Genomic DNA, 19,855 nt, shown 5'->3' on the forward strand with positions numbered 1-19,855 from the left:
CTTCCTGTCCGACCAGGAGATGGCGCCGGTCGGCAGCGAGCATCTGTTCTCCGAACGCATCGTCCGCCTGTCGCGGATCCCGGTGGCCTACCAGCCGCCGGAGGGCATGCCGGAGGTGGCTCCGCTCCCGGCGTTGAGGAACCACTACATCACCTTCGGCTACTTCGGCCGCACGGAGCGCATCAACGACCGTGTCGTGGCGGCGTGGTCCGAGATCCTGAAAAAAGTCCCGAACAGCCGCCTGCTGCTGAACGCGAAGGCGTTCTCGGAAGCGGCGTTCGCGGATCTGATGGCGCAGCGGTTTGCGGCGCACGGTATCGGCCGTGAGCGGCTCGCCATGGTCTACACGAGCCCGCAGCCGAAGACGTGGTCGGCCTATGGCGATGTCGACATCGCGCTGGACCCGTTCCCGCACAACGCGGGCACGACGACGATCGAGGCCTTGTGGCTGGGTGTTCCGGTGGTGTCGGTCGAGGATCGTCCGTCTGTTGGCCGGTTCGGCGCGAGCAATCTCAGCGCCGTCGGCCTGCGCGACTGGGTGGCGAAGGACATCGCGGGCTATGTGGCGCTGGCGGCGGCGAAGGCGTCCGACCTCGAAGCGCTCGCGACCCTGCGCTCTGGCATGCGCGCCCGTGTTGCGGCCTCCCCGCTCTGCGACGGCCCCGGCCTTGCCCGCGAGATCGAGACCGCCGTCCGAAGCCTCTGGACCGAATGGTGCGGGAAACAGCGCCAGACGGATGAAAAAGCCGTCCAGGCCAATTTCGACGACGCGGTCCAGGCGTTCCAGTCTGGCGATTTCGCGCGCGCCCTGGCGCTGTCGGAAAGCGTGCTCGCCGCCGCGCCTGAGGCGACCGACGCGCGGCATCTGCGCGGCGTCGCGGCCTACAAGATGGGACGCTTGGCCGAAGCCGTCGCCGACTTGACGAAAGCGATAGCCGGCGCCCCGGATCGGGCGGACTTCCGCTGGAACATCACACCCATGCTGCGCGGTCTCGGCCGCCTGGCCGAAGGGGAGGTGCACGGCAAGGAAGCCGTCCGCCTCGCCCCGCAGTCTCCCGAAGCGCACAACAACCTCGCCAGCGTCTACAAGGATCTCGGGCGCGCCGCCGAAGCGGAAGCGCATCTGCGCCGGGCCTTGGCACTGCGGCCGGACTACTCCGATGCCTGGTCCAACCTGTCGTGGACGCTCTCGCTCGCGGGCAATGCCCGTGAAGCCGAATCCGCGGCCCGCCGCGCCGTCGCGCTCAATCCCCACGACGCCAACGCGCTGAACAACATCGGCACGGCGCTGATGCAACAGGATCGCCTGCCTGAAGCCGCCGAATGCTTTGCCGGAGCCGTGAAGCTCAAGCCCGATTTCGCCATCGCGCATTCGAACTACTTGTTCTGCCTGAACTACCGCACCGACATGACGCCCGATGCGATCTTCGAGGCGTATCGCGACTGGGATCACGCCCACGCCGCGCCCTTGATGCCGTCGAACCCCGTGCATTTTGGCTCGCACGATCCGGAACGGCGTCTGCGCATCGGCTACATGTCGCCGGATTTCCGCTACCACGCCGTCAGCTTCTTCATCGAATCCCTGATCGCCGCGCACGACCGCAGCCGTTTCGAAGTCACCTGCTATGCCGAGGTCGCCAACCCGGATGCGGTGACCGACCGCTTCAAGCGCCATGCCGCGCGCTGGCGCTCGACGGTCGGCCTGTCCGATGCCGACGTAGCCGACATGGTGCGTGCCGACGAGATCGACGTCTTGATCGATCTCGCCGGCCACACCTCTGGCAACCGTCTGCTGACGTTCGCCCGCAAGCCCGCCCCGGTCCAGGTCGCGCATATGGTCGGCTCCGGCACCACGACCGGTCTGTCGGCCATTGACGCGTTCCTCATCAACGAGGCGCTGCTGCCGATGGGCGCGGAGCGCTATTTCGCCGAGCGCCCGATCCGCCTGTCGCGCATGCCGCACGTCTACGTGCCGCCCGAGGCGATGCCCGACGTGGCGCCGCTGCCGGCTCTCAAGAACGGCTTCGTTACGTTTGGCTGCTTCAGCCGTCCGGCACGCATCAACGAGGATGTCGTCAAGGCCTGGACGCGCATCCTGCGCAGTGTTCCGAATTCCCGGCTGGTCATGAACAGCAAGCCGTTCCGGGAAGATGAGAATTGCGCAGCATGGCATGCCCGTTTCGCCGCCGCCGGCCTGGAGCCGGGCCGCGTGAAGCTGGTGTACACCTCGCCCCAACCGCGCACATGGGACGCGTACGGAACCATCGACATTGCGTTGGATCCATTCCCGCACAACGCCGGCACCACGACGATCGAGGCGCTTTGGCTGGGTGTTCCCGTCGTTTCGCTGGCTTGCCGCCCGCCCGTTGGACGCTTCGGCGCATCCATCCTCGGCAGCGTCGGCCTCGACGACTGGGTCACGCACGATGTCGACGCTTACGTCGCGCGTGCCGTCACGGCTGCGAGCAACATCGGAACCTTGTCGCGCATGCGAAGCGAATTGCGGGCGAAGTTCGCGGCATCTCCGATCGGTTCCGACAGCGCCGGTCTCGCGCGTGAGGTCGAGGATGCCTATCGCAGTCTGTGGCGCGCTTACTGCGCGCGCGGAAAAGCGTGACCGCGCGATGTTCCGTATAAGCCTGGGATAAGGCAGTGCCCCCAGGGTCAATTGTAAGGCGGCGATGAATCTCAACGCGCCGCAGAGACGTTTCGGGGATGAGGGGCTGAACGGGTGACGACAATTCAAACAGCATTATCGGCAGCCACGATACCCAAGCGGCGAGACGTTCTCACGCGCCGCGAAAGAGCCTGCCTCGTCCTGACCGGCCGCGGTCAGTCAGAAAAAGAGGTCGCGCAGCAGCTCGACATCAGCCCGAACACGGTCCGGGTGCACATCGAAAACATCAAACGCAAGCTCGGCGCGTCGAACAAGAGCCACGCGCTGATCCTGTCGCTGCTGCTGGGCGAAACGGAACTCAACGATTTCGATGAAGCCGAGGCTGCGCTGCAGATCTAGCCGGCGGCGTCTGGCGCGTTGGTCGTTCCGGCGTTTGCCGGATCAGTTCAAACTGGCGCCGTCAGTTCAATTGGCGCCGAGCGCGGCGCGGATCCGCACACCGATCTGATCGAGTGGCAGAACTTCATCTGCCCCGCCGGCTTCCACCAGCGACCGCGGCATGCCGTACACCACGCAAGACGCCTGATCCTGCGAGATGTTGTATCCGCCAAGCTTGCGCAGCTTGGTGAACTCGGCCGCGCCGTCCGCGCCCATTCCCGTCAGCATGACGCCCAGAATGTTCTTGCCGAATGCGGCGCGCGCGCTCTCGGCCAGCACGTCGACGGATGGCTTGTAGAGGCTTTCGCCCTGTTCGGCCGAGACCTTGAGTTCGGTCGCGGTTACGCGTGTCTGCATGCCGCCGGGCGAGATATAAACGGTGCCCTTGACCAACGGCGCGCCGTCTTCCGCCTCCACGACCCTCGGCTTGCAGGTGTCGTTCAAACGCTGGGCCAGCGCCTTGGTGAAGTTGGGCGGCATGTGCTGCGCGACCACGACCGGCACCGGCAGGTTTTCGGGCAACTGGGACAGAACCGTTTGCAGGGCCTGCGGACCGCCCGTGCTGGATCCGATAATGCAAATCTTGGCGCTCAAGCGCGCTCCGCCGTTCGCTCGGGGCGGCCCCGACGGACGCATGACGCTGGCGGGGCGGGCGGCCAACGAGCGGGTTTTGTGGGACTTGGCTTCGAAGGCCGCCAGCAGCTTTTCGTGAATGCGCTCGACGCCGTTCGACTTGGGAATGAAATCGACCGCGCCGATCGCCAGCGCTTCGAGCGTGATGGCCGCGCCTTGCTCAGTGCGCGCGCTGACCATGATCACGGACGCGGTGCTGACGCGCACGATTTCCTTCAACGCATCGATGCCATTCATCACCGGCATGTCGATGTCGAGGGTTATGACGTCCGGCTTGAGCGCGAGAGTCTTGTCGATGGCATCGCGCCCGTTGACCGCGATGCCGACGACCTTGAACCGCGGATCGGCTTCGATCTTGGTCGGCAGGACACCGCGCATGAACGCGGAATCATCCACGACCAGAACACGAATGAGTGGTGCGGACATACGAGCAGCATCCTTGCCGGCCGCTGGAGCGAATGCCGGAACCCAAAAGTGAGGGCGGAATCCGGGCTCCAGCAATTCATGGAAACACATCGTTAACAGCGATTAGTTTCCATTCCGTTACATGGCGAGCGAACAGTCCGACGGCGGTGTTTTGGATACTTCGGAATGTTGAAAGGTCCCATTAATCTAATCGCAAGCAATCCATCGGCATAATTTGGGCTCAGATGCAGAGGTGGCTGGCGCGCGATCCCATGCGGCGGGATAGGCGCCATGGACGGGTAGTTGAAGGGGATTGGTTATGAGCACGAACGACATGCCTGTACTCGTCGTGGACGATTACAGCACCATGGTGCGGATTATTAAAAAGCTTTTGAAGCAGATTGGCTTCGAGAACGTTGACGACGCTGCAAGCGGCGAAGCCGCCCTGCAGAAGATCAAGGCCAAGAAATACGGCCTGATCATCTCGGACTGGAACATGGAACCCATGACCGGCTACGAGCTCCTGAAGGCCGTCCGTGCGGACCCTTCGATGAGCGACACGCCCTTCATCCTCGTCACCGCCGAATCGAAGCAGGACAACATCAACGCCGCGAAAAGCGCCGGCGTCAGCGGCTACATCATCAAGCCGTTCAACGAAAAGGTGCTGAAGGAGAAGATCGACCTCGCGCTGGCTACTCCCGTCGCCGCCTAAGTCGATCACTCTGACGGACATCGAAAACCCCGCGCCGCAAGTGCGGGGTTTTCTATTGGCTCAGCCGATTGCGGCAGATCCGATCACATATAGCCGCGCTGCATGAGGTCCTTGCTGTGCAGCACGTCGACAACCGTGTCGTCGGTTTCGACGACGACGACGTTGGCGATGCGGCGTTCCTTCATCAGCGAAACGGCCGCGCTCATCAGGTCATCGATGGAGACCGTGAACGGCCGCACGGTCATGATCTCTTGTGCGGTCTTTCCGAACATGTCCGGCGCAAATGCGCGCCGCAAGTCGCCCTCGGTGATCAGACCGAGCAGCCGGTTGGTGTCCGGTTCGATCACCACGACGCACCCGCGCTGGCCCTCGGCGAGACGAATGACGACGTGGCCGAGCAGCTCCTGCGGCCCGACCGTGGGCACCTTGTCCTTGAACTCGTCCGTGTAGCGGCGCACCGAAGACAGCAACAGCCCGAGCCGTCCGCCGGGATGCAGCTTGCCGAAGTCCGAGTCTTCGAACGACCGCTGCTCCATGAGCAGAATGGCCAGCACGTGCCCCGCTGCGAGTGTGATGATCGCGGACGACGTCGGCGCAAGATTGTTGGGGCAGACTTCCTTCACCTTCGGAAGCACGAGAGCGATGTCGGCCTGCCGCGAAAGCCGGCTGGATTCGTTGGCGGTCATCGAGATGACCTTGGTGCCGTTCGCGGCGCAGAAGTCGAGAACCGGAAAAAGTTCCTTCGTCATGCCCGAATTCGAGATCGCCAGCACGACGTCCTGGCTCGTCACCATGCCGAGATCGCCGTGAGAGGCTTCGGCGGCGTGCAGGAAGAAGGATGGCGTGCCCGTCGAGGCAAACGTCGCCGCAAGCTTGGCGCCGATGTGCCCGGACTTGCCGACGCCGGTCACGACAAGGCGTCCGGTGCAGCCCTGAATGAGGGTCACGGCATGCATCAGGCTCTCGTTGAAGCTGTCGCGCAACTGCACGAGCGCTTCGATTTCCTGATCTATGATGTTGCGGGCTCGCTCGAGGGCCTGTTGGACGTTCGGTTGTCGCATCGAAGATGCCTTATCAGGAAGAATGCGCGGGCGGGCGCAGGTGCGCCGTACTGATCATCGCCGACCCACCCTGTCAAGCTTGGTCGACGGTTATGGAAGATGCATTCGTCGCGCCGCCGGCAGCTCAAGCCGAGTGCCGTTCAGTAGTGCGGCTTGCGAATGTTTAGGAGACGAAAGATGCGGTCTCCGTCAGCGATAGTTCGGGTGTGGTGGTCTGCTGCGCCTGCGTTAGCGACGACGGTAAGTTTTGGGCCAAGAGCATTGTCTCTTGTAGACGCCCACTGTACCGTGCGTCGGGGATTTCGGCTTCAAAGTTCGTCCGGGTCGATTGATCGACGTCAATTTGCAACAAGCTATTCGAATGCATCCATGCAACAGCTGATGAGCAGGGTCCGGCGCGGGTTAACTGAGGCCGCGCCGACACGCGCGTTCCTTCTCGCCGCGGTTGCAACCTTCGCCACGGTCCTCAGCGTCGCAGTCCCGCGCATTGGCCCACTTGCAATCGCAATTTTCACGATGAGCGGGGCTGCATTTCTTGCGATTCGAGACGCGATGCAGCCCGGCGCGATGGACCGCGCTAAGGTGTTTTTCCTACGGCCAGAGATGTTGTTCGCTGCATGGATTTTGATCGCATGCGCCTGGTCCGTCGAGCCGTTCAAATCATTCTTCGAAGCCATCTTCCTTGCCGTACTGATCTTGCATGCGCTTTATCTTGCAACGTACATTGACAAGATAGAAGTGGAAGACATCGCATCGCTTGGGCGCGGGTTTCTGGTTGGCTTCCTTCTGGCGGGACTTTTCGTTTGTTATGAAATCTGGATGCGCCAAGCCATCGTTCGGATGATCCTGACGTACTTTCCGGACATGGAGCGCGGCCTCAGCAAACACGGGACCATCGTAAACGGACAGATTGTTAGGCTAAATGCAAACATTGGCAACCGTTCTGTCACGGTCGTTTCATTGCTGCTTGCTCCCGCCATTCTTGCTGCTCGGCTATATGTGAAGGGATTTGCGCGTTGGGCGATTTACGCCGGCGTCGGCGCCTGTTTTGTAGTCGTGATGGTTCATCCTAACATGGAGTCTCAGAGTGCTCAGCTCGCGACGGTTGTTGCCATCGTTGCGCTTGCAATGGCCTATGTGACGCCACGCGTGTCGTATTGGTTCTGGACCGCCGCTTTCTCCGCTTTGCTATTCTTGATCATTCCGCTCGCTCTCGCACTCTTCGCCGTCGACGTTCACAAAAATCCTAATGTGTTTGCATCGGCACGCGCGCGCGTGATTATCTGGGACTACACGGCGAAGCGCTCCTTAGAAAAGCCGATCCTCGGCGTCGGCACGAATTCGACCCGCCATCTCGACGAAGAACGTGTCAGGCAGGGTCTGGTCAAGCGCCAAAAAGACGCTGTTGCCGCTCCACAAACGCGTGCGCACCCTCACAACATTTACCTTCAGATTTGGTACGAGCTCGGTATTGCGGGCGTCCTGGCGTTCGCCGCGCTGGGGTTTGCCCTGTTACGAAAACTTCAGCTCCTTGGTCAGCGCACCTATCCGATGGGCATCATGCATGCCGCCGTTTGCATGACGATCCTCGTACCGACCTTCGGGCTTTGGCAAAACTGGTTTCAGTGCGCAATCGTCGGCTCGATCCTAACGCTGGCTCTGTTCGCGGCGCCGGACACCAAACGATCCACAGAAAATCCACAGCCCGCCTAGTTGACCGTCAGGAAACTTTATTCCCTTATGTGGTGATGCGGTGAGTCATCAACTCGGCGCCAAAGTTCATCTGACGGCGCGCAAACTGCAGCGCCCGCTCGCGTGCAGACGATATAAAATATAAAAGTTTCAATATGTTAAAAAATATTCAGAAGCAATCGGACGTTTTCATGATCTGACGACAGATTAAAGTTTGCAGACCCAGCGCCGTCGAGTAACCTTAGGCCGCTACTTCAATTGTCTCCACAGGGGCCGCGACGTGGATGACAAGACATTTTTTTAGCTCAAATTAGATTTTGAACGCGCGGCGAACATACATTAGCTCCGTTGCTGACGCTCGGCAGCAGAGGCTTTGCGAGTGCTCGTCTCGAATATTTCTGCGGCTGCCGTGACCGTTGTCTGCGAGCCGGTGCCGCTGCTCACGTAACGCTGTAAGGGTTGAGGAACAACTTTGACATTCAAGCGTGAAATGGGCGGCTTGCCCGCTCGCCTGCGTTCCTGGCTTCTGAACAAGCCACGATATCACAAGCGAGCCGTTCTCGTAGCCGTCGACCTCATCGCGCTGAGCTTTGCGCTGTGGCTCGCACATGCCTTGCGGCTAGGCGTGGCGTACGTGCCAAGGAGCCCGGCCACAATTGCGTTGCTCGCTGCGGCGCCGCTGATCGTCTGCGCCACGTTATGGTGGTTTGGCGTCTATCGCTTGGTGACCCGCTACATTGGGTCCCGGGGCACCAGCCAGGTCTGGATGGCCGTGAGCCTCGCGACGCTCATCTGGTCGCTTCTCGTTTTCATGACGGGACAGAACAGCATTCCCCGTTCGGTCATCATTCCGTTCGGCCTTGGCGCTGCATTTTTCCTGACCCTGACCCGCTACGCCATCAAGATCGCGCTTGAAAGCATCGACGTCCGCATGCCTGTGATGGCTCCAAGGGCGCCGTCGAAACCGACCGTCATCTATGGCGCCGGCCGGATGGGCCTAGAGCTGCTCGCCAACGTCCGGCGCGCGCGCGATCATCAGATCGTAGGTTTCATCGACAGCTCTCCCACGCTGTGGCGCCAATACGTCAACGGGGTTAAAGTCTATGCACCGAACCGTCTCCCGCGGCTCATCGAGCGCGAGGGTGTCTGCGAGGTGCTCGTCGCCATCCCGCATCGTCGCGATCGCCGCGACGTCCTCCGTCAGCTGGAGCGCCTGCCGATTGCCGTCAAGGTGCTGCCAGCTTACGAGGACATTGCATCCGGCAAAGTCAACGTGAACGACCTCCGCGACGTAGAGGTCGGAGATCTGCTGGGCCGCGATCCGGTCGAGCCGAACAAGGAGTTGATGACCCGCAACACGAAGGGCAAGTCTATTCTTGTCACAGGCGCAGGCGGCTCAATTGGTTCCGAATTGGTTCGTCAGGTGGTCACTCAGGGCCCGTCTCAGATTGTGCTGTTCGACGTATCGGAACCTGCCCTCTACAAGATCGAGCTCGAAATCAACGAGCTTGTCGGTAGCCTTCTTGAAGGCAAGCCGCGACCAAAGATCCGCTCGGTTCTGGGCACCGTGCTCGATGCCAAGCTCGTCAAGGAAACGATCGTCGAGAACAATATCGAGACCATCTTCCACGCGGCCGCTTACAAGCATGTGCCGCTCGTTGAGCACAACCCTGTCGCCGGACTGGATAACAATGTGTTCGGAACCCGCATCGTCGCCGAATGCGCACGCGACGCTGGCGTGGAGCGCTTCGTCCTAATCTCTACGGATAAGGCTGTCCGTCCAACGAACACCATGGGAGCAAGCAAGCGGCTCGCGGAACTCGTGTTGCAGGCGATGGCGGCCGAACATTCGTCCACGGTCTTCACCGTCGTCCGCTTCGGCAACGTGCTCGATAGCTCCGGCTCGGTTGTGCCCCGGTTCCGCCAGCAGATCCGCGCCGGTGGACCGATCACCGTCACTCATCCTGAGGTGACTCGTTATTTCATGTCGATCCCGGAAGCTGCCGCCTTGGTTGTGCAGGCTGGATCCATGGCGAAGGGCGGCGAGGTGTTCGTACTGCAGATGGGTGATCCAGTCCGCATCGATGACTTGGCGCGTCTGATGGTGCGGCTGTCAAATCTCGAAGTGTGCGACGACAACAATCCAAATGGTGATATCGAAATCGTCTATTCCGGCTTGCGGCCCGGTGAGAAGCTCTACGAGGAACTCCTCATCGGCGCACACACGGAAGCGACAGAGCATTTGCGCATATTCAAGTCGGACGAGCCTTTCCTCGAATCCGCCGAACTGAAGAAAGAGCTGGATGGCCTGAGGGAGGCCATGCTGGCCCGAGACATGACGACAGCGCGCGCCGTCTTAATGCGCACTGTCGAGGGATACAGGCACACCCCCCACGCGGCTGCTGAGCGGACCGTCACGACGGCCGAGACGCCGTGGAGCGACGTCAGCCCCCCAACGCTCCATTGACTTTAATTTCCGGACGTTGTTAGCAACGGCGAACCTTGCGCGAAGCGCACATGAGCTATGGGGTGCGGGCAGGCCAAGTTTTTGCAATCAGAGTGCAATTTTAAACTCGTTGCTGTGTTCAGATTGTGCCGACCGCCTGGTTCGCGTTGCCGACGGCGGACGCGAAGCGCATTTCGTAGCGAAGTTGCCACGGCATTGTGTTGGAATGTTTGCCACACGCTGAACGAGCATTATGGTTGCTTTCCCCTGGCCTCTCGTCGCGATACCCTCACGCCCACTTTAAGACAAAGTGATTGAGAATGAAAAATGAATGCGTGCTCATCACCGGAGGCACCGGCTCCTTCGGTAAGACGATGCTGCGGGATCTCTTGGACCGAGGGTGCAGCGAGATCCGGGTATTCAGCCGCGATGAAGAGAAGCAGGATATGCTGCGCAACGATCTGCGCAGGAACAACGTCCGCTTTTACGTCGGCGACATTCGCGACCGCGAGAGCGTCGGCCGGGCGATGGCAGGCGCCACCCGCGTGTTCCATGCGGCCGCGCTGAAGCAGGTTCCCTCCTGCGAATTCTTTCCGCTTGAAGCAGTGCGCACCAACATTCTCGGCTCCGAGAACGTGATTCAGGCAGCGGTGGCTGCCGGCGTGCGCTCGGTGGTCTGCTTGTCCACAGACAAGGCGGTGCTGCCCATCAACGCGATGGGCATCTCAAAGGCCATGATGGAAAAGGTAGCGGCCGCAATTGCCCGTTCGATAGGCACTGCGTCGCCGACGACCGTGTCGATCGTGCGCTACGGCAATGTCATGTATTCGCGCGGGTCAGTCATTCCGCTCTTCATCGACCAGATCAAGGCCGGACGGCCGATCACGCTGACCGAGCCGGCGATGACCCGCTTTCTCATGCCGCTCCGGGACTCGGTGGCGCTCGTGCACCACGCTTTTACGCACGCGCGGCAGGGCGACTTGTTCATCCGCAAAGCGCCCGCTTCGACCATCTCCGATTTGGTGTCCGCCCTTAAAGATCTCTTTGGCGTGACGGAACATCCAGTCGAGCAGATTGGCTGGCGCCATGGCGAAAAACTCTTCGAAACTTTGGCGACTGCTCAGGAACTTGGCCGTAGCGAGGACATGGGCGCTTACTACCGCATACGTATGGATGATCGCGACCTCAACTATAAGGCATATTTCACCGAGGGCGATGATGAGACGGCGCATCATGAGGACTATCATTCGCACAACACTGAACGGCTCGATGTCGAGGGCGTAAAGAAACTGCTCCTCAGCCTGCCAGAAGTTTGCGCGGAGATCGATGCTCACCGGGGTAAAGCAGCATGAAGATCGCCGTGACGGGAGCGGACGGTCTTCTCGGCCGGCACGCCTCGGTTCGGCTGCACGCCGCCAATTGCGCTGCCCGGTTCAAAAGCAACGCTGATCCCTTCGATCTCGTGCGGCTCGACCGAGCCGCCTTCAACGATCCGGCACACCTTCGCGCGGCCGTCTCCGGCGCCGATGCCGTGTTGCATTTCGCCGGGGTCAACCGCGCGCCGGACGAAGAGGTCGAACAGGGAAATCCGGCGATTGCAGGGGCGCTCGCCGACGCCTGCCGCGAGGCTGGGTCCGCCCCGCACATCGTCTACGCCAATTCCACTCACGCCTCTGGCGACACGCCTTACGGACGCGGCAAGCACAGGGCTGGCGAAGTGCTTTCCCGTGCAAGCAGCCGGTTCACCGATCTGATCCTGCCGCACGTCTTTGGCGAGGGCGCACGGCCCGACTACAACAACGTCACCGCGACCTTCATCGACAGGGTGATCCGGGGAGAGATCCCGAACGTCAATCCGGACGGCCGGGTCGATCTGTTGCATGCCGGAGCGGCCGCGCAGTCGGCGGTCGATGCTGCGTTGGCCGGAACGATCGGTCGCCTGCTGCCACAACCGCGCCCAACCGCCGTTCCCAGCTTGCTCGAGAAGCTTCGCTGCTTCCACACGTCATACTCGGCCAATGTCTATCCCGACCTTTCCGATCCCTTCGACCTTGCGCTGTTCAACAGCTATCGTGCCGCGCTCTATCCGGCGGGGTTCCCTCGGGCGTTGAAGATTAACGCTGATCCGCGCGGTACGCTGTTCGAGGCCGTCAAAGGCGGCGGCGGGGGCCAGACGTTCCTGAGCTGGACCGAACCCGGCGTAACGCGTGGCAACCACTTCCACCTTTCCAAGGTCGAGCGCTTCCTTGTGCTGGAGGGTGAGGCGGTGATCCGCATCCGCCGGGCACTCGGTGATGCGGTCTGGGAATATCGGGTGAGCGGCGACGCGCCAGCAGCCGTCGACATGCCGACAATGCACACGCACAGTATCGAGAATGTTGGGGCGGGCCGGCTGCTCACGTTATTCTGGACGCAAGACCTCTTCGATCCGGCGGCACCCGACACCTATGCCGATCCTGTTCTGGAAGCCTGAGATGCAGAAACTCAAAGTCATGACCATTCTCGGCACGCGGCCCGAGATCATACGTCTCTCGCGCGTCATGGCGCGGCTCGATGCGCACAGCGCCCACTGCATCGTTCATACCGGCCAGAACTACGACTACGAGCTCAACGACGTGTTTTTCGAAGACCTGGGCGTACGGCGGCCGGATCATTTCCTCGGCGCGGGCGGCGGTACGCTCGGCGAAACGCTGGGGCGGATTCTCATAGAGAGCGAGCGTGTGATCGCCGCCGAGCGTCCAGACGCCGTGCTCGTGCTTGGCGACACAAATTCGGCCATCTCGGCGATCATGGCGCGGCGGATGAAGATCCCAGTTTATCACATGGAAGCGGGCAACCGTTCTTTCGACCGCAATGTGCCGGAAGAGACCAATCGCAAGCTTGTGGACCACATCGCCGATTTCAATCTAGTCTACACGGAACATGCGCGTCGCCATCTACTGTCGGAAGGGCTTGCGCATCGCCGCATCTATCTTACCGGCTCGCCGATGCGCGAAGTGCTGGAGCACTACCGTTCCGATATCGAGGCGTCGGACATTCTTGCTCGGCTCGATCTCAAACCCCGTGGCTATTTCATCGTCTCTCTCCACAGAGAGGAGAATGTTGACAGCAGCGCGCGGCTCGCCTCGCTCGTCGACACGCTGAAAGGACTTGCCGCGCACCATGACATGCCGGTGGTCGTATCGACCCACCCGCGCACGCGCAAAAGACTTGAGGCCCTTGGAAGCACGGTAACCGACGCCCGCATGCGCTTCCTCAAACCCTTCGGTTTTCACGATTACAACCGCCTGCAGATGGCTGCCTTCTGCGCCATATCCGACAGCGGCACCATTGCAGAGGAATCCTCCATCCTGGGCTTCCCTGCCATAACGCCCCGCGACGCCATCGAACGCCCAGAGGCACTCGACACAGGATCGATTTTCGTGACTGGTCTTGCCGCCGACGCAATCTTGCGTGGTGTAGATGCCGCAACGCGTCTATTTGCGGAACGTGAGGCCGCCGGTATTCCCCATCCCGTTCCCGAAGACTATTGCATTCCGAACACCTCCGAACGGGTCGTCAGCCTTATCCTCGGAACCGCGAAGCTTTCGAACGCCTGGGACGGCATCCGAGAAAACGACCTCAACTGAAGGGTGGCTGCAATGTATAAGACCTACGGCAAGCGGCTGTTCGACGTTGTCCTGGCACTTCTCATCACGTTGCCCGCCTTGTTGCTCTGTCTCGGCTGCGCCATCGCTATCCGTTTGGAAGGCTTTGGGCCCGCGATTTTCCGTCAAGTCAGGGTCGGACGACACCGTCAGCCGTTCGTCCTTTATAAGCTTCGCACCATGTCGGTCGGAACCGGCGACCGGGCGAGCCACGAAGTTTCCGGGGCGCAGATCACCCGCGTCGGACAAGTCTTGAGGCGGACCAAGCTCGACGAGCTGCCGCAACTCGTGAACGTGCTCAAGGGAGAAATGAGTTTCGTGGGACCGCGCCCATGCCTAGCGAGCCAGACCGTGCTCGTGGAGGAGCGCGGCCGACGGGGCGTTTATGTTTTGAGACCCGGCATTACCGGACCTGCCCAGCTTGCCGGCATCGACATGTCGACTCCGGTCGAACTGGCCGAAGCCGATGCTGCATATCTCGAACGCATCACATTGATGGGCGACCTTAAAAGCATGGTGTTAACGGCGCTCGGACGGGGCAGCGGGGATGCCGTCATTCGCGCGTAACATCCCGGGCCAGAAACGCGAGGCTTTCCGGCATCTGCTCCACCGGACGCCAGCCGAAGCGATGTTTAAGGCTCATCTCGTTTGCAACATCGAGGCGATCGATCGCTCCGCTGATGAGTTCTGCCCTGCCAGTCAGGTTCCCCGTTAGTCTCAACAAAGGTAGCGGAACGTACAGCAGATACGGCTTGCGGCCGATAGCGCCCCCCATCATCCCGACAAGATTGCGGGTTGAAACGCCTTGACCATCACTCGGCTCATAAATCTGTGGGCTCTTATCCATCCAAAGCAGATCACTGCTTCCGACAATCGTTTCGATAAGGTTCGCCAGGTTGCGCAGGGAGATATAATTTCGTGGCTCCATCGCTGCACCAAGCGGGATGGGAATACCCTTGCGCACGAGCGCAGCCAGGACGCTCATGCTATTCTGCATACCATCACCGTAAACCGCCGGGGGGCGCAGAATAATAACGGCGTGTTTGTCCTTCTGTAAGCCGAGAAATAGCTTGTCGGCCGCGAGTTTCTCCAAACCGTAGCGACGAGCGCTCTTCTGGTTTTTCTCTGCGATACTCGCCGCAATGGAACTCAGGACAAGAACACGCCGGATCCCAGTAGCAGCGATGAAATCACGAACGTTACGAGCGATCGCTACTGTTTCGACCTCCGGCCCAGTAGCATTCGCGCGCGATCCGTTAGTTTGGGCGGCCAGATGAACAAACATATCGATGTCGGCGCCGATCTTATCGCCGATTGTGGTTGTCGCCAGGTCATCGACCATCACCCAAGTCGCTGCGTCCAGCCCCTCAGGCTTGCGATTTCTGTAGAAGGCCCATACACGATGACCTTCGGAGAGAAGTCTTTTAACTAGAGTCCGGCCGATAAAGCCGCTGGCTCCAGAAACGAGAACGTTGCGAGCAGGCATCTGTTTTGATTACCCCTTTAGATCGCCATCATAAAAAAATTCGAAAGACGCAAATGAAAGTCACCTTCGTAACGCAATACTTTTTTCCGGAACAAGTCTCAAACAATGAAATTGCTCGGAATTTATCCCAGGGCGGTCACGAGGTGGACGTTATTTGCGCGGTTCCAAACTACCCACGCGGCAAATTTTTTGACGGCTACTCCAACTCGCTACGCAGAAACGACATGTTTCACGAAGTCAAAATATCCAGGGTCTGGACGATACCGCGAGGGAATTCCGCATTCAAGCTGGTGCTCAATTATCTGTGCTTTCCGATAACGGCGAGCTTAAACATCCTGCGCAAGAAATCCCGACCGGACGTCGTGTTCGTAAGTCAACTTTCGCCGGTGCTTATGCTCTTCCCGGGGATCGTCCAGAAATGGAAAACCGGATGCGGACTTGTCTACTGGGTGCAAGACATCTGGCCCGAAAGCGCGACTTTCACGCTCAACATCCGGTCGAAGCTGATAGTCGCGCTACTGAATGCAACCTGTGGCTGGCTCTACCGGCGGGCCGACATTGTCCTTGTGCAGAGCGCGGCGTTCACCGAAATGATCACCCGGTTCGGCGTGCCGCGCGAGCGCATCCGCGTCCTGCCCAATACGGCGCCGGCAATGTACCGCCCGATGGCACCCGAAGAGGCCCCGCAATATGCCGACCTCGTGCCGGTAGACGGCTTCCGGCTCATGTTTGCCGGCAACATCGGCGAGAGCCAGGACTTCGACACGTTGATTGCCGCCGCCGGGCTGCTCCGGGGCAGGAAGATGCTGCGCTGGGTCATCATCGGCAGTGGGCGTGACGAAGCACGCGTCCGGCGTCTCGTCACAGAAAAGGGGCTAGACAGCAGCTTTCATTTTCTAGGACGCTTTCCCGAGGAAGAAATGCCCAGCCTCTTCGCTCATGCCGATGCAATGATCGTCAGTCTGAAAGACACGCCGATCTTCGGATTGACGGTTCCCTACAAAACACAATGCTACATGGCCTGCGGCAAGCCGATCGTCGCCTCGCTAAACGGTGAGGGAGCTCGCATCATCAGCGAGGCTGCTGCAGGTGTTGCCGTTTCCGCCAGCCAGCCGGAAGCGCTGGCGGAAGCCATCGTCGGAATGATGGAAGAGACGCCTGAGCAGAGGACGAGCTACGCGTCGAATGCGAGGCGCTACTTCGAAGAGAACTATTCCGCTGCCAAGGTGTACGGAGATCTTGAGCGGGTGCTCGAGGACGCGGCGCGGTCCAACGCTTAATGGCTCCCGGCGTAGGTGCGCACAGGCGCTTGCCGGGCTCCGCACCCGAGCGAACGCTTGCCGTATTGTCTACCGACTTTGGAGAACGCGATCTAGCGTATCGGCAACCGCTGCAATAACGCGCTTCGAGCCGTCGATGCTAAGGTGATCGTGATCGTTATAGAGTATTTGATTGTTCGCGACCTGCTCGCATACCCCCGACTTGCACAAAGCTTGAAAAGGGTCGCCAAAGGCGATTTGCCAACCGTGCTTGTGGTTGAGAGCGGCAATCCGGGATGACAACAGCTCATTGAGCTTTTTGCGAAAGGCGATCGCCTTGACCTGCTCGTTGGATGTTTCGCAGTTCCGAGGTGACGCAAAAATTTTGGGTCGCAACAGGCATGTCGCGACGTCACCAAAAGTAGGCACCTCAGGGATCGCGCCCATAATAAAAATCTTCTGCATTGGTCGCAGCGCGTAGATTGCGTACAAAGCCGCGATGCGATCTGCGTAGAAATTCGCCAGCGTGTTCGCGGAGATCTGCCCTACCGCGTCCTGGCCGAAGTGCACGGCGATGTGTTTATCGTAGTCCCAGCGTTGCGATACAAACAGCAGGCCATCATTTTCCTGCGCTACGAAACCCTGCACGATCGAGTCGAAATCGGCGCAGCGTCGAACACGGAAGATGCAGCTTCCTTGGTCAATGACCCGAAATCCATGCTCGGCTGTTGGATAGAGGTCGGATAAGCCGGTAAAATATTGGCGACTGTGACTATCGCCGGCGATGAGAATCTGCGGAGGTTGAAAACCGATTGCAAAGTTTGGTGCGGTCGTCGCTCCACCATATTGATCCTTGCGAAACGCGACTTCGCCCAACCTAGCGAGTTTAGGGTAGTTTTTTGCGGCATCACCGGCTCTGAATTGCCAACCACCATTGGACCAGGGCAAGTAAGCTGTCGCGGCAATGAAAGCAATTGCGGTAACGCTTGCCAAACCCACGCTGCCCGGAGGTAGCCGTGTGGCTCGTGCTCCACGGTGGAGAGGCATCTCGATGTAGCGATACATCGGCAGGGCCAGAACGAAAACCAGTGCAATGATCAGACCGCGATCGAGAATGGTCAGTTCTTCGAACTTTAAATAGCGCCAGAACACGAGCACGGGCCAGTGCACCAGATAGATTGAATAGCTCAGAGTGCCGACACCAACTATCGCGTGGGTGGCCAAAGCTCTCCCGACCCACGATTGGTGTCCGACATATATGATCACGGCAGCGCCGATACACGGCACGAGCGCATTCAGTGACGGGAACGTCGTGGTCTCATCGAAGAGAAGTATCGAGCCGCCGACTAACGCCACCCCGCCAATTCCCAACGTTTCGGCAACTCGGCAACTCGGCGACTTAGTCTATGACTGCTGAGCCAATAGACCACAGCGCCAATTGCAAACTCGAACACTCGGAACCATGGGAGATAAAAAATCGCCGCGGCATCGCGTTCGAAGCGAATGTTCAGACCCAGGCTAGCCAGCCCCAGGACAACGACAAGCGCTGGCGCGGCATGTCGCAAAGGCCGTCCGGCAGCCAAAAGCAGAAGCCATGGCCATATCAGATAGAATTGTTGCTCAACACCCAATGACCAAGTGTGCAGCAAAGGTTTAAAACCAGACGAAATATCGAAATAGTTTGAATGTTGCCAAAAATAAAAATTCGGCACTCCAGCGACCGCGTAGACTGCGGATCCGCTCAGATCAGAGAAATGCGCAGGCGAAAAAATTAAAAAGCCAGCGGTTAAGGCTGCGACGACCGTGAAGGCAAAGGCCGGAAGCAAGCGCCTAAGGCGGCCAGAATAAAAACGTGCGAAATTGATTGAGCCAGTGCTCTGAAACTCCCGCCACAACATTCCCGTGATGACGAAGCCGCTTATCACAAAAAAAATATCGACTCCCACGAACCCGCCGCCAAAGCCCGAAAAGCCGGCGTGGAACAGCAGGACGGCCATCACTGCGACGCCGCGGAGGCCTTGAATATCTTGACGGCGATCGTTGCGCGGCACGTGCGGTGAGCACCATAAGTTTAAGGTGTGGTGTTAAACGCTCTGTAGTGTTGCATGATCGTACCCGTCAGCTAGCGACCGGCGGCATGTTGCCTTCCAGTTGACGCTTCGATAATCACAGCTCAGCCTCCGCAAACTTATCCATCGCGAGGTTGAGGTCGTCCGGCCGCCCGATATCAAGCCAATATTCGTGCAGCGGGAAGGCAATACGTTTGCTCGGGGCCAACTGGTCGAACAACGACGGCATGTCAAAAAATCGGCCCGGCGGGATCAGGTCGAGTGCCTCGGGACTAATGACGTAGATTCCGGCATTTACGAAGAAGTCTAAGACAGGCTTTTCGGAGAAGCCCGAGATATGCTGATGACGCAAATCGACTACGCCATAGGGAATTTGATACTGGTAGCGATTGAGCCCCATCGTAGCGAGCGCGCCATTTTCATAATGGAACGCAAGCATCTGACCAAAATTGATCGACGTCAAAATGTCGCCGTTCATTACTATGATCGGCTTGTCTGGCCGCTCGGCGAGGAGCGATAGAGCACCCGCCGTTCCCATGCGCTTCGTTTCGCGCACATAGTCGATTTCGACGCCGAAACGGGCGCCGGTACCGAAATGATCCTCGATGACGCCGGCCAGATGATTCACGCAAAGGGAGATGCGGCGGAATCCTTGTCCGTGAAAACGCTCAAGAATGTGCTCAAGAATCGGACGGCCGCCCACTTCGATCATTGGTTTAGGCACCGTCTCGGTAATGGGACGCAGGCGGGTACCAAGACCTCCGACCATGATCACCGCCCGATGTGCTGCAAAATCCGTGAGATTGACTTTGTCGGCGATGTGAAGGCCCACAACAATTCCTTCAGCGTCGACCACGGGCACCTGCAGGATCCGTTCGCGTCGCATGATTGCGTCAATCTCGGCAAACGACGTCCCTTGCAACACGGACCGCGGTTGGCGGTGCATGATTTCACTGGCGGTCGATTCGAGATTTGCGCCGCGCAGAATGCCGCGCCGGATGTCACCATCGGTGATCGTTCCAATTAGGCGGAAGCGCCCATCCACAACAAGCGCGATCTGGCCCCCGCTTGCTTCGATGCACGCGACTGCATCGGAAAGGGGCTGGCCCTCCAAGAGACTGACCGATTTCAAAAAGTTTTCGTCCATCGTCTATCGACCTATCTCCGGCAGTGCGCCTTTTACGCGCGGGCGAGCATTGGAGCCTCCCGCCGGAGGCGTCATTTGGCACCATTGAGCCGACAGGAATCGTTGGCGAACGACCGAGCGGCAAAATGCGCCAAGTATGTCCGACAATGCGCCGGGAGAGACTTGGCAAATCGGCTTATAGGCGCGCCGACCAACGATATCATTTCGCCCACTAAGTCCGCAAATGCGACGACCCTGCGCTAG

16 protein-coding genes are annotated in these 19,855 nt (G+C 59.7%); 10 read left to right on the forward strand and 6 right to left on the reverse strand.

The genetic code is table 11. The features are described from left to right. Positions 1-2,617: O-linked N-acetylglucosamine transferase family protein (locus ACTIFK_RS16630; RefSeq protein ID WP_439544130.1), on the forward strand; the 2,617-nt coding region annotated here is incomplete at its 5' end. Positions 2,618-2,731: 114 nt separating this feature from the next. Next, positions 2,732-3,016, forward strand: coding sequence for a LuxR C-terminal-related transcriptional regulator (locus ACTIFK_RS16635; RefSeq protein ID WP_439544131.1), 285 nt, complete (start codon positions 2,732-2,734; stop codon positions 3,014-3,016). Between the two features lie 66 nt (positions 3,017-3,082). Here ACTIFK_RS16635 and ACTIFK_RS16640 read toward each other — a convergent pair whose 3' ends face one another. Next, entirely contained in the window at positions 3,083-4,114 is a 1,032-nt protein-coding gene (locus ACTIFK_RS16640) for a protein-glutamate methylesterase/protein-glutamine glutaminase (protein WP_439544132.1), read from the reverse strand. A gap of 298 nt (positions 4,115-4,412) precedes the next feature. On the opposite strand from ACTIFK_RS16640, the gene ACTIFK_RS16645 reads away from it, so the two are divergent. Next, a complete protein-coding gene (locus ACTIFK_RS16645) occupies positions 4,413-4,805 on the forward strand; it encodes a response regulator (protein WP_439544133.1) in 393 nt (130 codons plus the stop codon). An 83-nt stretch (positions 4,806-4,888) separates the two neighbouring features. Here ACTIFK_RS16645 and ACTIFK_RS16650 read toward each other — a convergent pair whose 3' ends face one another. Then, positions 4,889-5,866 carry a KpsF/GutQ family sugar-phosphate isomerase gene (locus tag ACTIFK_RS16650; RefSeq protein WP_439544134.1) on the reverse strand — a complete coding sequence of 326 codons (978 nt, stop codon included), beginning with the start codon at positions 5,864-5,866 and terminating at the stop codon, positions 4,889-4,891. A gap of 369 nt (positions 5,867-6,235) precedes the next feature. Between ACTIFK_RS16650 and ACTIFK_RS16655 the strand changes: the two genes are divergently transcribed. The 6 genes from ACTIFK_RS16655 (at position 6,236) to ACTIFK_RS16680 (ending at position 14,218) form a co-directional block, all read left to right on the forward strand. Continuing rightward, positions 6,236-7,579: an O-antigen ligase family protein gene (locus tag ACTIFK_RS16655; RefSeq protein ID WP_439544135.1), complete on the forward strand. Its 1,344-nt coding sequence runs from the start codon at positions 6,236-6,238 to the stop codon at positions 7,577-7,579. Positions 7,580-8,030: 451 nt separating this feature from the next. Beyond that, the gene (locus tag ACTIFK_RS16660) at positions 8,031-10,025 is read left to right on the forward strand and encodes a polysaccharide biosynthesis protein (protein WP_439544136.1); all 1,995 of its coding nucleotides are present in this window, start codon (positions 8,031-8,033) and stop codon (positions 10,023-10,025) included. A gap of 299 nt (positions 10,026-10,324) precedes the next feature. Beyond that, entirely contained in the window at positions 10,325-11,356 is a 1,032-nt protein-coding gene (locus ACTIFK_RS16665) for a polysaccharide biosynthesis protein (RefSeq protein WP_439544137.1), read from the forward strand. Continuing rightward, on the forward strand, positions 11,353-12,477 hold the full coding sequence (locus tag ACTIFK_RS16670; protein WP_439544138.1) for a polysaccharide biosynthesis C-terminal domain-containing protein: 1,125 nt from the start codon (positions 11,353-11,355) through the stop codon (positions 12,475-12,477). Before ACTIFK_RS16665 ends, ACTIFK_RS16670 begins: the two co-directional genes overlap by 4 nt. Next, a complete protein-coding gene (gene wecB, locus ACTIFK_RS16675) occupies positions 12,452-13,633 on the forward strand; it encodes a non-hydrolyzing UDP-N-acetylglucosamine 2-epimerase (RefSeq protein ID WP_439544139.1) in 1,182 nt (393 codons plus the stop codon). The genes ACTIFK_RS16670 and wecB overlap by 26 nt, the downstream gene beginning before the upstream one ends. A 12-nt stretch (positions 13,634-13,645) precedes the next feature. Continuing rightward, entirely contained in the window at positions 13,646-14,218 is a 573-nt protein-coding gene (locus ACTIFK_RS16680) for a sugar transferase (RefSeq protein WP_439544140.1), read from the forward strand. On the opposite strand, the gene ACTIFK_RS16685 is transcribed toward ACTIFK_RS16680, so the two are convergent. Continuing rightward, a complete protein-coding gene (locus ACTIFK_RS16685) occupies positions 14,205-15,137 on the reverse strand; it encodes an NAD-dependent epimerase/dehydratase family protein (RefSeq protein ID WP_439544141.1) in 933 nt (310 codons plus the stop codon). The two genes, ACTIFK_RS16680 and ACTIFK_RS16685, sit on opposite strands and share 14 nt — an antisense overlap. 53 nt (positions 15,138-15,190) lie before the next feature. Here ACTIFK_RS16685 and ACTIFK_RS16690 point away from each other — a divergent pair, with 53 nt between their 5' ends. Next, a complete protein-coding gene (locus tag ACTIFK_RS16690) occupies positions 15,191-16,417 on the forward strand; it encodes a glycosyltransferase family 4 protein (RefSeq protein WP_439544142.1) in 1,227 nt (408 codons plus the stop codon). Positions 16,418-16,486: 69 nt separating this feature from the next. Here the strand turns inward: ACTIFK_RS16690 and ACTIFK_RS16695 are convergent, their stop codons facing one another. From ACTIFK_RS16695 to ACTIFK_RS16705, 3 genes are all read right to left on the reverse strand, one after another. After that, positions 16,487-17,620 (reverse strand): acyltransferase family protein, encoded by a 1,134-nt coding sequence (locus ACTIFK_RS16695; protein WP_439544143.1) that lies wholly within the window; start codon positions 17,618-17,620, stop codon positions 16,487-16,489. Positions 17,621-17,742: 122 nt separating this feature from the next. Further along, entirely contained in the window at positions 17,743-18,447 is a 705-nt protein-coding gene (locus tag ACTIFK_RS16700; protein ID WP_439544144.1) for an acyltransferase family protein, read from the reverse strand. A 115-nt stretch (positions 18,448-18,562) separates the two neighbouring features. Further along, positions 18,563-19,612: a nucleotidyltransferase family protein gene (locus ACTIFK_RS16705; protein WP_439544145.1), complete on the reverse strand. Its 1,050-nt coding sequence runs from the start codon at positions 19,610-19,612 to the stop codon at positions 18,563-18,565. Positions 19,613-19,855 lie beyond the last annotated feature (243 nt).

Origin of the sequence: Hyphomicrobium sp. (assembly GCF_051860585.1) — a bacterium.
GTDB lineage: Bacteria > Pseudomonadota > Alphaproteobacteria > Rhizobiales > Hyphomicrobiaceae > Hyphomicrobium_C.

Coding starts and splice junctions, on each gene's coding strand:
- ACTIFK_RS16640 (WP_439544132.1), bottom strand. CDS start 4,114: ATGTCCGCACCACTCATTCGTGTTCTGGTCGTGGATGATTCCGCGTTC.
- ACTIFK_RS16645 (WP_439544133.1), top strand. CDS start 4,413: ATGAGCACGAACGACATGCCTGTACTCGTCGTGGACGATTACAGCACC.
- ACTIFK_RS16650 (WP_439544134.1), bottom strand. CDS start 5,866: ATGCGACAACCGAACGTCCAACAGGCCCTCGAGCGAGCCCGCAACATC.
- ACTIFK_RS16655 (WP_439544135.1), top strand. CDS start 6,236: ATGCAACAGCTGATGAGCAGGGTCCGGCGCGGGTTAACTGAGGCCGCG.
- ACTIFK_RS16665 (WP_439544137.1), top strand. CDS start 10,325: ATGAAAAATGAATGCGTGCTCATCACCGGAGGCACCGGCTCCTTCGGT.
- ACTIFK_RS16670 (WP_439544138.1), top strand. CDS start 11,353: ATGAAGATCGCCGTGACGGGAGCGGACGGTCTTCTCGGCCGGCACGCC.
- wecB (WP_439544139.1), top strand. CDS start 12,452: ATGCCGATCCTGTTCTGGAAGCCTGAGATGCAGAAACTCAAAGTCATG.
- ACTIFK_RS16680 (WP_439544140.1), top strand. CDS start 13,646: ATGTATAAGACCTACGGCAAGCGGCTGTTCGACGTTGTCCTGGCACTT.
- ACTIFK_RS16685 (WP_439544141.1), bottom strand. CDS start 15,137: ATGCCTGCTCGCAACGTTCTCGTTTCTGGAGCCAGCGGCTTTATCGGC.
- ACTIFK_RS16690 (WP_439544142.1), top strand. CDS start 15,191: ATGAAAGTCACCTTCGTAACGCAATACTTTTTTCCGGAACAAGTCTCA.
- ACTIFK_RS16705 (WP_439544145.1), bottom strand. CDS start 19,612: ATGGACGAAAACTTTTTGAAATCGGTCAGTCTCTTGGAGGGCCAGCCC.